This window comes from Streptomyces kronopolitis, from assembly GCF_014646275.1.
Classification (GTDB): Bacteria; Actinomycetota; Actinomycetes; order Streptomycetales; family Streptomycetaceae; genus Streptomyces; species Streptomyces kronopolitis.
Genome location: NZ_BMND01000070.1, coordinates 1 through 9,634, shown reverse-complemented (window position 1 = coordinate 9,634; position 9,634 = coordinate 1). Strand labels below are relative to the sequence as shown.

At 75.5% G+C, this 9,634-nt stretch carries 10 protein-coding genes; 6 read left to right on the top strand and 4 right to left on the bottom strand.

From position 1 onward, the window contains the following. Positions 1–336: 336 nt before the first annotated feature. The gene (locus tag IEY78_RS33175) at positions 337–1,242 is read right to left on the bottom strand and encodes a DUF3027 domain-containing protein (RefSeq protein WP_189104701.1); all 906 of its coding nucleotides are present in this window, start codon (positions 1,240–1,242) and stop codon (positions 337–339) included. 392 nt (positions 1,243–1,634) lie between these two features. Between IEY78_RS33175 and IEY78_RS33170 the strand changes: the two genes are divergently transcribed. The 4 genes from IEY78_RS33170 to IEY78_RS33155 all read left to right on the top strand — a co-directional run bounded on the left by IEY78_RS33170 (position 1,635) and on the right by IEY78_RS33155 (position 5,281). Further along, positions 1,635–3,068: an MFS transporter gene (locus IEY78_RS33170; protein ID WP_373294300.1), complete on the top strand. Its 1,434-nt coding sequence runs from the start codon at positions 1,635–1,637 to the stop codon at positions 3,066–3,068. Between the two features lie 69 nt (positions 3,069–3,137). Then, positions 3,138–3,641 (top strand): hypothetical protein, encoded by a 504-nt coding sequence (locus IEY78_RS33165; protein WP_189104700.1) that lies wholly within the window; start codon positions 3,138–3,140, stop codon positions 3,639–3,641. Between the two features lie 16 nt (positions 3,642–3,657). Beyond that, positions 3,658–4,419, top strand: coding sequence for a futalosine hydrolase (locus IEY78_RS33160; RefSeq protein WP_189104699.1), 762 nt, complete (start codon positions 3,658–3,660; stop codon positions 4,417–4,419). Positions 4,420–4,429: 10 nt separating this feature from the next. Continuing rightward, complete coding sequence (locus IEY78_RS33155; RefSeq protein WP_189104698.1) at positions 4,430–5,281, top strand: 1,4-dihydroxy-6-naphtoate synthase; 852 nt, start codon at positions 4,430–4,432, stop codon at positions 5,279–5,281. 37 nt (positions 5,282–5,318) lie between these two features. Here the strand turns inward: IEY78_RS33155 and IEY78_RS35070 are convergent, their stop codons facing one another. After that, positions 5,319–5,702 (bottom strand): cold-shock protein, encoded by a 384-nt coding sequence (locus tag IEY78_RS35070; protein WP_018089689.1) that lies wholly within the window; start codon positions 5,700–5,702, stop codon positions 5,319–5,321. Positions 5,703–5,880: 178 nt separating this feature from the next. On the opposite strand from IEY78_RS35070, the gene IEY78_RS33145 reads away from it, so the two are divergent. Next, positions 5,881–6,159, top strand: a complete 279-nt coding sequence (locus IEY78_RS33145) for a hypothetical protein (RefSeq protein ID WP_189104696.1) — start codon at positions 5,881–5,883, stop codon at positions 6,157–6,159. On the opposite strand, the gene IEY78_RS33140 is transcribed toward IEY78_RS33145, so the two are convergent. Further along, positions 6,096–6,761 carry an HAD family hydrolase gene (locus IEY78_RS33140; protein WP_189104694.1) on the bottom strand — a complete coding sequence of 222 codons (666 nt, stop codon included), beginning with the start codon at positions 6,759–6,761 and terminating at the stop codon, positions 6,096–6,098. The two genes, IEY78_RS33145 and IEY78_RS33140, sit on opposite strands and share 64 nt — an antisense overlap. A 112-nt stretch (positions 6,762–6,873) precedes the next feature. After that, complete coding sequence (locus IEY78_RS33135; RefSeq protein ID WP_189104692.1) at positions 6,874–8,070, bottom strand: hypothetical protein; 1,197 nt, start codon at positions 8,068–8,070, stop codon at positions 6,874–6,876. A 176-nt stretch (positions 8,071–8,246) separates the two neighbouring features. On the opposite strand from IEY78_RS33135, the gene IEY78_RS33130 reads away from it, so the two are divergent. After that, the coding region (locus IEY78_RS33130) for a serine/threonine-protein kinase (RefSeq protein WP_506417109.1) at positions 8,247–9,634 on the top strand (1,388 nt) is incomplete at its 3' end.

Sequence of the window (9,634 nt, the reverse complement as noted above, 5' to 3'; positions counted from 1 at the left end):
TGTGTGGACTGCTTCGCTTTACGTCCACACACCCACCCCTCCGCCCCTGCCCCCTCCCGTAGTTGTGGGGCCCCACCCCGGTGGGAGGAGTGTCAAAAACAAAAACCAGAAGCTCGGCCGGAGTATGTCGCGGCCGAGCTTCTGGCTTTTTGACCCATCCCCCCACCGGGCGGGGGTGCCGATCCGGACGGGAGGGGGTGGGCCGGAGGGGCCTGTGTTGTGGACGTAAAGCGAAGCAGTCCACAACACAGGCCCCGGAGGTCCACCACCGGCACCCACCACACACCAAAGGCGCCCCCGCCCAAACACAACCCACCCCGCCGAAGGCGGAACGGCTCAGCTATGGCCGAGTTCCTCCGCCGGCCCCGTCTCCTCCACCGAGCCGCCGTCCCGCTCGGGACGCAACGCCAGCGGTTCGACGACGGTCTCGTCCACGACCGGCGCGGCCGGCCGCGCCGGTTTCGGCATGACGGCGGCCTCGGAGTGCGCCCCGCAGCCGTACGCGAGGGAGACGACCCGGCCGTCGGCGGGGGCGAACTCATTGGCGCAGACGCCGAAGGCCTGGCGCAGGGAGCCGGTGAGCGGGGTGAGGAAGCCGCAGGTCACACAGGTTGCGGGGGCCGCCTGGGCCATGGCGGACTTCGCTCCGTAGGCGTCCTCCCAGCGGTCGGCCGCGGTGTGCAGGCCGTAGCGGGACAGGACCCGGGCGCGGCGCATGCCCAGCTCCTCGGCGACGGCCGCGATGCCGCCGCGTTCGGGGGCGGGCTGGATCGCGGGCGCGTCGGGCAGGACGGCCGCGTCCTCGGTGTCCGCGATCTCGGCGGCCATGCCCTCGGCGACGACGGAGTTCGGCGGCGGGACGTCGTCACCGGTGAAGCCGGGCTCCAGCCGCAGGTCGTCGGCCTCGGTGGGCAGCAGATCGCCGGGGCCCATGTCGCCGGGGCGCAGCCGCTCGCTCCACGGGACCCACTCCGGCGCGAGCAGCGCGTCGGGGCCGGGCAGCAGCACCGTCTCGTCGAGCGTGACGACCTTGGCGCGGGAGGCCCGGGCGACCGTCACGGCCCAGCGCCAGCCGCGGTAGCCGGGCTCGTTGCAGGCGAAGAGGTGGGTGACGACGCGGTCTCCGTCGGCGACGGCATCGATGTGGTCGCCGACCATGCCGGGCAGCGCGGCATCCTCCGCCGCCTCCCGGGCGAGGTCGACCGCCTCGGCGCACAGGCGGTCAGGGGTACGGCTTCGCATCGCAGCACTCACAAGAATCGATTCTCTCTTCTACGCCGTCTCACGAGCGCGCCAGCCGGAGCTGTCCTTGTCCTGTCCGGACGACCGGCGGTGCCGGGGCGGGCGGAGCGGACCTGGGGACCGCGTCGACGTCCGCGCCCGGTCGTTCCGGTCGAGCGCGCCTCTCACGTCCCATTCTGCGGGATCGCGAGGAGGCACGCGGCCAAAAACGACCGCCGGTGGCGCGCTACACACGCTACCCCTTCAGCGGTGTACGACCCCTCGGCGGGAGTGGCAAATGTCCGCGGGGGCGGTCGCCGGGCGGTGCGCCTCGCGCGCCAGCGCGGAGAAAGTGCCCCCTCGTGGGCGAGTTGGGGCAGTATGGCCGGGTGGCTTCCGCAAGGGTGTCGAAGGTGTTGAGGACCTCCCGGACGTCGGCACGGACGCCGTCCGGGGGGTCGCGCGCCTCTACGCGGAGCGGATACGGGGGCGGCCGGGCGCGCCGGGCGGGGCGCGCTCTGGGCCGGGCGCTGCACCGCCCGTTCACCGGCGCGGCGCGCGGACTGCGGCGCGCCACGCATGCGCAGGGCGCGGGCGAATCGGGTCTGGGCAAGCTGATCGAGCTGCACGCGGTGAACTCCGCCGGCGACATGATGATCACGGTCGCGCTGGCCTCGACGGTGTTCTTCTCGGTGCCGACGAACGAGGCGCGGGGCCGGGTGGCGCTGTATCTGGCGGTCACCATGGCGCCGTTCGCGCTGCTGGCGCCGGTGATCGGCCCGCTGCTGGACCGGGTGCCGCACGGCCGGCGGGCGGCGATGGCGGGCTCGATGCTGGCGCGGGCGCTGCTGGCGCTGACGATGTCGGGCGCGGTGGCGACCGGCGGCCTCCAGCTGTACCCGGCGGCGCTGGGGGTGCTGGTGTCGTCGAAGGCCTACGGGGTGATCCGCAGCGCGGTGGTGCCGCGGCTGCTGCCACCGCGGATCTCGCTGGTCAAGGCCAATTCGCGGGTGACGCTGGCGGGCTTGCTGGCGACCGGGGTGGCGGCGCCGATCGGCGCCGGGCTGCATCTGATCGGGCCCGGCTGGCCGCTGTACGGGGCGTGCGTGGTGTTCGCGGCCGGTGCGTACCTGTCGTTCTCGCTGCCGCACAAGGTCGACTCGGCGAAGGGCGAGGTCCGGGCCCGGCTGACGTCCCGGGAGGCGTCCGCGCGGGCCGCGGCGCGCGGCGGCCGCAAGCCCGGGCTGCGCACCGTCGGGCCGTCGGTGCTGCACGGGCTGCAGGCCAACGCCTGTCTGCGGGCGCTCTCGGGTTTCCTGACGTTCTTCCTGGCGTTCCTGCTGCGGGAGCGCCCGCTGGACGGGCTGGGCGCGGCGGCCTCGCTGGGGCTGGTGGCGGTGGCGGCCGGGGCGGGCAATGCGCTGGGGACGGCGGTCGGCGCCTGGCTGAAGGCCCGCGGGCCGGAGGCGATCATCGCGGCGGTGCTGGGGCTGGCGCTCTGCGCGACGGTGCTGGCGGCGGTGTTCTACCAGGTGGTGGCGGTGGTCGTGGTGACCGCGGCGGCGGCCGTCGCGGGGCTGTGCCAGGCGCTGGCGAAGCTGTCGCTGGACGCGATGATCCAGCGCGATGTGCCGGAGGGGGTGCGCACCTCCGCGTTCGCCCGGTCCGAGACGGCGCTGCAGATGTCGTGGGTGGTGGGCGGCGCGATCGGGATCTCGCTGCCGCTGATCGGGACGCTGGGGATGGCGGTGGCCGCGGGGCTGGTGCTGCTGGGGGTGGCGCTGGCCGTGCGGGGGCTGCTGAGCGCGGCCCGGCGCGGCGGCACGACGACCCCTCGGGTGGCCTGACCTCCCGCGGGCGCGCGGCACGCCGTACCCGGGCGTGGCGTGTGCCGGGGCGCCCGATAGCCTGCCCGTATGACCGCTGCGTTGATCTCCTGGGGCAAGGGCCGCCGTGCCGCTGCCGCCATCGGTGCCGTGTCCCTGGGTCTCATCACCCTCTCCGCCTGCGAGAAGCCGACCGCGCTCTCGACCGTGACCGTCGGATCGACGACGGTGCAGGCCGAAGCCACCCCCGGCTGCGACGGGGACGGCAAGGTCCTCTCCAAGAAGGAGATCTCGGCCTGCCTGACCAAGAAGGGCGACAAGACGATCACCGTGCACCCCGGTGAGAAGGTGCGCGTGGGCGTCGACCCGCAGGTCGCGAAGTCCGGCTGGATCGTCATCGGCGCCGGTCCCGTCATGCGCGAGCCCAGCAAGCAGACCTACCGCAGCTTCGACGCGGACACGCTGTTCATGCAGCAGAACCCGCAGACCGGGCAGACCTCGTACAGCAAGGACGTGACCCTCCAGGTCGCCGAGCTGAACTCGGGCGAAGGCCCGAAGGCCATGTGGCACTTCACCCTGAAGCAGGAGAACTGAGCCGGAGGGCCGTGTGATGCGGGTCCTGGTCGTCACGGCGGTCGCCGCCGAACGCGACGCGGTGTGCGCCGCGGCGGAGTCGTGCGAGGAGTCGGCGCTGCCGGGCGGCTACCCGCTGCGGCGGCTGTCCGGCGCGCCGGTGGCGATCGAGGCGCTGGCCGCCGGTGTCGGTCCGGCGGCCGCGGCGGCCGGCACGGCCACCGCGCTGACCGCCGCCGCGCTCGCCGGAGCCCCTTACGACCTGGTCGTCTCGGCCGGGATCGGCGGCGGCTTCCCGCCCGGTGCCGCACCGCAGGCGCCCTCGTCCGGCGCGCCCGTGGGGTCGGTGGTGGTCGCGGACGCGATCGTCGCGGCCGATCTGGGCGCGGAGACCCCCGACGGCTTCGCCCCGGTCACCGAACTCGGTTTCGGCACGGTGCTGCACCGCCCCGAGGCGGCGCTGGTGCGGGCCGTCGCCGCGGCGTCCGGCGCTGCCACCGGCCCCGTCGTCACCGTCTCGACGGTCACCGGCAGCGCCGCTCGCACCGCCGAGCTGGCGGCCCGTCACCCGGGCGTGCTGGCCGAGGCGATGGAGGGCTTCGGGGTCGCCGAGGCGGCCGCCGCGCACGGGGTGCCGGTGCTGGAGATCCGTACGATCTCGAACGCCGTCGGCCCCCGGGACCGCGGCGCCTGGCGGATCGGCGCCGCCCTGGCCGCCTTGACCGATGCCTTCCGTACGCTTCCCGGGGCCCTGGCGGCCGCCGCCGAAGCGGCCGGCGGGTCGCACCGTCCCAGCTGAGGAGGACCCCGTGAGCCGGCCGCTGAACATCGCGTACTCGCCCTGTCCGAATGACACCTTCGTCTTCGACGCGCTGGCGCACGGCCGCGTCCCGGACGCGCCGGAGCTGGCGGTCACCTTCGCCGACATCGACGTCACCAACGGCATGGCCGAGCGCGGTGAGTTCGATGTGCTGAAGGTGTCCTACGCGGTGCTGCCGTGGGTGCTGGAGGACTACGCGCTGCTGCCCTGCGGCGGGGCGCTGGGGCGCGGCTGCGGGCCGCTGGTGCTGACCCGGGAGCGGGGCGCGGCCGCGGATCTGGCCGGCCGGACGGTCGCGGTGCCCAGCGAGCGCTCGACGGCGTATCTGCTGTTCCGGCTGTGGGCGGCGGCCGAGGTGCCGGGCGGCGTCGGGGAGATCGTGGTGCTGCCGTTCCACGAGATCATGCCGGCGGTGCGCGACGGCAAGGTCGACGCGGGCCTGGTCATCCACGAGGCGCGCTTCACCTACCAGGACTACGGGCTGGTCAGCCTGGCCGACATGGGCGAGCACTGGGAGCTGACCACCGGCCTGCCGATCCCGCTCGGCGCGATCATCGCCAAGCGGTCGCTGGGCGAGCCGGCGCTGCGCGATCTGGCCGCGGCGATCCGCGGCTCGGTCCGGATGGCCTGGGACGATCCCGAGGCGTCGCGGCCGTACGTCCTGGAGCACGCCCAGGAGATGGATCCGAAGGTCGCCGACCAGCACATCGGGCTGTACGTCAACGAGTTCACCGCCGACCTCGGCGAGGACGGCTACGCCGCGGTGCGCGGGCTGCTCACCCGCGCCGCGGCCGAGGGGCTCGTACCTCCCCTCGGCCGCGATGCGCTGCGCTTCGTGTGACGGCTGCCGGACGGGCCGGCGGCGCGGGGCGCCGGTCTCAGACGTCCAGCTGGTCGGCGACGGCGCGCAGCATGCCGGCGATCTTGGCGCCGTGGACCTTGTCGGGGTAACGGCCGCGTTCCAGCTGCTGGGTGACGTTCTCCAGCAGGGTGGTGAGGTCCTGGACGATCGAGGCGAGTTCATCGGGCTTGCGGCGCTGGGCCGCGGCCACGGAGGGCGCGGGGTCGAGCAGGGTCACGGTCAGCGCCTGGTCGCCGCGCTGGCCGGCGACGACGCCGAATTCGACGCGCTGGCCGGGCTTGAGTGCGGCCACGCCGTCGGGCAGGACCGACGAGTGGACGAAGACGTCACCGCCGTCATCGCGGGAGAGAAAGCCGAAGCCCTTCTCACTGTTGAACCACTTGACCTTGCCGGTAGGCACGTCTGTCCTCGTCCTCGTACTCGTGGGAAAAATAGGGGAAAAAGGCAAAAAAGGGGTCCGGATAGCACTGCAGCGGGCCGCAGGACCCGCCACCATCAAGGCTAATGGTCCCCGGGCCGGTGACAAGACGCCGCCGGGTGGATCCTCCGTGCTTCTCGCCCGGACTTACCCTGGTCAGGTGTCTGACGAAACTCCCCAGGCCGGGGATCTGCTGGTCCGAATCGGCGCGATCATGTTCCTAGTTGGCGCAGTGGCCACTCTCGCCACGGTGACGCCGCTGTTCCTCGGAACCCATCCGCTGCCGTCCGCTTTCTACTGGCTGTGCATGCTGATGGGCGCCGGCTTCCTGGTCGCCGCGGCCGGAGTGATCCGCTCCGCGGTCGCGCAGCGCCGTCAGGCGCAGGCCTCCGCCGACGCGTCGGCCCCGCCCGCCCCATCGGCCCCTTCCGCGACGTAGCGATCCAGCCACGACGGGAATTCCGTCAGATCGCCGAGCAGCACCTCCGCGCCGGCCGCCCGCAGCTCCTGCGCGTCGCACGGGCCGGTGGCGACGGCCACGGACAGCGCACCGGCGGTGTGCGCGCCCCGGACGTCCCCGGTGTGGTCGCCGACGTAGATCTGCGCCCCGTGCGCCCGCAGCGCCTCGGCCTTGGCCTCCGCCCACAGGGAGCCGATCACGGCGTCCGGCGCGAGATCGAGATGGGCCATGTGCAGCTGGGCGTTGGGTTCGTATTTGGCGGTCACCACGATCGCCCGGCCCCCTGCCGCGCGCACCGCGGCGAGGGCCTCGCGGGCGCCGGGCAGGGCCGTGGTGGCCGCGATGGCGTGCTGCGGGTAGAGCTCCCGGTAGAGCGCGCTGATCTCCGCGACCCGCTCCTCGGGGAACCAGCGGCGGACCTCCTGCTCCAGCGGCGGGCCCAGCCGGGTCACCGCGGCGTCGGCGTCGACGAAGGTGCCGGTCCGGGCGGACAGCTCCTGGTAGGCGGCCTTGATGCCGGGGCGGGAGTCGATCAGCGTCATGTCGAGGTCGAATCCGACCGTCAGGGGGTGCGCAGCCATGCCTGCCATTGTGCCCGCGGCGGCAAGGGGGCCCGGAGGCGGCCGGGGCCCGGGCCGGACGGGCCGGGGCGCACCGGTCGGACCCCGGTAACGCCCGGGCCGGGGGCGCGGCTCAGCGCGGCACCCGGCGCATCCGCCACACCAGGAACAGGGCCGAGGCGACGGCCGCCACCCGGATCATTCCCGGCAGCCCGTCGAGCATCTCCGGTCCCAGCCGGCCGTGGGCGATCGGCGCGCCCCACCGCCCCGCGAAGCGGCCCCACAGCCACACCACCAGGCCACCCACGACGATGCCCGGCACGCCGAGCGCCGCGAACTTGGCCTCGGGACGGGTCAGCCGCCGCGAGGCGTAGGCCAGCCCCCAGCCGCCCGCCAGCGCCAGCCACGAGCCCAGCGCCGCGCCGGCCACCAGCAGCAGCACCGCGAGCGACAGGACCGGGCTGAGCGGCGGGCGCGCCGGGAGCGCCACCGCCTCCTCCCCGCCGTCGCCGGCCGGTGCGGCCACCGGGGCGGGCGGGCAGCCGAGCGCCCGCCGCAGCAGCCGGGGCAGCGGGCGTCCCCGCCGGTCCGCGGCGTCGCCGTCCGCCCCCGTCCCGTCCTCGTCGGCTTCCGGCTCGCCGTCCTTGCGCAGCGACAGCGGGCGGTCGCGCTCCGGGCGGTCCCACATCTCGGGGATCTCGATCCCGCCGACGAAGCCCGGCACGGTCTCCCCGGGGCCGAACGGCCCGGGCTCCACCCGCCACCAGTCGGGCGCCGAGCCGTCGCCCAGCTCGTCCGCCCCGGCCAGATGCGGCGGCAGGCCGACGGAGGGTGCGGCGTCGCCCCGCGGGCCGGGGACCGTGCCGCTCCCGGAGGCCGCGCCGTCGGCGGACGCCTTGCCGCCGAGGGGGGTGCGGCCCGTCAGCCCGCTGCGCCGGGCCAGGCCGGTCAGCCGCTCGCGGGCGGAGGGCCGCGCCGGCTCCGGCCGCGACGGCCCGCCGGACAGCGGGCCGAACGGCACGGCGGGGCCGTCGCTCCGCTGGACGGAGCCGGCCGCCGGGCCCTGCGCCGTACCGGAAAAGCCGCCGCGGGGGGCGTCCGGCGTCCGGCCCGCGTCGCCCCCCGCGGCCGCGACCACCGCTTCCGGGGTCCCCAGCCGCGCCAGGATCCGCTGCACACCGGACACCGAGTCGGCCCGCTGTCCGTCTATCTCGGCCCGCAGCCCGCTCACCAGCCGCATCCGGGTGCCGGACGGCAGGCCCCGCTGCTGAGCCAGGTCACCGACCCGGCTCAGATAGTCAAAGACGAGCTGATCACTCTCGATCCCCACGAAATCCCCTGCGGCGTCCGCTGGTTGCTCCCCCGACGGTACCCCGTCGGCCGGCGGCCGGGCCGGAGGGCGCGGCGCCCGACACGGCGGCGCGGCGGCGGCCCCGGAGCGGTGCAGCACGAAACCGCGCCGCCACCCGGTCCCCCGTCCTCCCCCGCCCCGCTAACGTAGGACGAATGACCGGTACACCCCGCACCCTCGCCGAGGAGCTCAGGACCCGCCCGGACGGCGGGCTCGTCGGGCTGCTGCGGGCCCGGCCCGATCTGCTCAGCCCGGTGCCGGGCGATGTCACCCAGCTCGCGACCCGGGCCGGGACGCGGGCGTCGGTGGTGCGCGCCGTGGAGCGGCTGGACCGCTTCGTGCTGCAGACCGCGGAGGCGCTGGCGGTGGCGCCCGACCCGTGTCCGTACGGGACGCTGGGCGCGCTGATGGGCGGGGACGCGGGGGATCCGGCGGTCGCCGCCGCGCTGCCGCGGGCGCTCGCGGAGCTGCGGGCGCAGGCGCTGGTGTGGGGCCCGGACGACCGGCTGCGGCTGGTGCGTACGGCCCGTGAGCTGCTGACGCCCAGCGCCGTGCACCCCTCGCCGACCGGCCTGGGCCCGACCGTCGCCGAGGCCGTGGCGGGGATGTCGCCGGGGCTGCTGCAGGAGATCATCGCCGCGGCCGGGCTGCCCACCACCCACGACCCGGTCACCGCGGCCGCCGCGCTCGGCGCGCTGTTCGGCGACCGCGCGCGGATGGCGGCGCTGCTGGACACCGCGCCCGCCGAATCGGTCGCCGTGCTCGACAAGCTGCTGTGGGGCCCGCCGTACGGCGGGGTCACCGACCGGCCGGCCCCGCATCTGCGGTGGCTGCTGGACCGGGGGCTGCTGCTCCCGGCGGGCGCCCGCAATGTCGTGCTGCCCCGGGAGGTGGCGCTGCATCTGCGCGGCGGACGCGCCCACCACACCACCGAGCCGGCCGCACCCGACCTGTCGCCGACGACGGAACGTGATCCACAGCTTGTGGACAACGCCGCCGCGAGCCAGGCGTTCACCGCGCTCGCGACCGTCGAGGAGCTGCTCAAGGAGTGGGACCTGGGCGGCCCGGCGGTGCTGCGCGCCGGCGGGATGAGCGTGCGCGACCTCAAGCGGACCGCCACCGCCCTGGACACCACCGAGCAGCTCGCCGCCTTCTGGCTCGAACTCGCCTACGCGGCGGGGCTGATCGCCTCCGACGGCGAGGCCGACGAGCGGTTCGCGGCCACCCCGGCCGCCGAGGAGTGGCTCCAGCTGCCCGACCCCGAGCGCTGGGCCGCACTCGTCGCCGGCTGGCTCACCGCGACCCGCACACCGGGCGTCGTCGGCACCGCCGACGCCAAGGGCCGCGCCCTGGCCGCCCTCGGCCCGCACCTCGACCGCTCCCCCGCCCCCGAGGTCCGCCGCCGCGCCCTGGCCCTGCTCGCCTCCCTGCCGCCGGGGGCGTCCGTACCGGCCTCGGCCGTGCTCGCCCGGCTGCGGTGGGAGCGTCCGCTGCGCGGCGGCCGGCCGGCGGCGGGCCCGGCGGCCGCGGACGGCACCGGCGG